1 protein-coding gene is annotated in these 1,039 nt (G+C 41.6%); it reads left to right on the top strand.

Annotation, left to right across the window (positions count from 1 at the left end; all coding sequences use genetic code 11):
- Positions 1-643: 643 nt before the first annotated feature.
- The gene (locus tag A3761_RS24830) at positions 644-946 is read left to right on the top strand and encodes a hypothetical protein (protein WP_068751115.1); all 303 of its coding nucleotides are present in this window, start codon (positions 644-646) and stop codon (positions 944-946) included.
- The last annotated feature ends 93 nt before the right edge of the window (positions 947-1,039 follow it).

Raw genomic sequence — 1,039 nt, 5'->3', positions numbered from 1 at the left:
AGCATGGATGAGATACGAGCACTAGAAGATAAACTCCGCAGCCCGCTCGTACTAAAGTGTTTTGATGACTACTTCCAAAAAGACCACCTAGCACTCGATACCATATATGAGTACACGACCTAAGCAGTCGTCAAAACAAGAATTATATAAAAAACAGCGTTTTTCTCTTAAGCTTATCTCAAGATAGTTTTTTTGATCGGAATAGAAACAATGGGGCCGCGTCCTTGCGAAAACTGAATCTAGCGCTTGAAAAAACACTAAATAATAATGAGAAAACTTTTGCACAAGGCCAGCTTAACATTCAGGCCAAACAAGAGCTGTAAATGCGATGCGCAAAAGTAAAAGGCTTGCCTAACTAGTGACTGGCCCAGAACACCGTTGCTAATCCGTGCAAACAGTGCTCAGGCAAGCCAAGTACTACTATACGTAGAATATATTCTTAATCGAACCCGTCTGGGTCTTGACAATTCTCCGCCCAAATGGCGACCCAGGAATTTTTTTCTAATTCAATGCCAATTCTGTGAACTAGCGCTTATTAAACTGGAAATCTACTCAGGAATTCCGTTACTATCTTTACAACTTAAAGATCTCTCAAGCGCTTAAATCTAGATCGCTCAGCAGTTATAGGTCTCGTGGCATAGCAATGAACTACAACAATAAAATTGTCGACCTTGTCGCTCATATATATGAATCGGTCGCTTACGACGATGTATGGGAAGAGGTTATCAGCGATATCTGCGATGCAATTGAAGCGCTGGGCGGCTATCTAACGATTACTGATAGGAAGTCCCAGCAACTTAGTATCGTTGCTAATCGATTTAACGACAAAACTATCGAGTCATATAGCGAAGAATACGCCCCCCTTGATGAACGCAGACTAAGCGTCGAAGACATGTCTACCAGTTCAATCAAAAAAGTCTCAGAGCTATTAGATAGCCAAAGCTAACGCTCTTCTAAAGTCTATCAGGAGCTATTCCGTGAAAATGATTGCTTCCATAGTATCAGCACCTGCTTTTATCGAGATACCCAGTTCATTGCC

The organism is Oleiphilus sp. HI0123 (assembly GCF_001635315.1).
The sequence above is the reverse complement of the archived record's forward strand: the minus strand, read 5'-3'. Positions and strand labels throughout refer to the sequence as shown.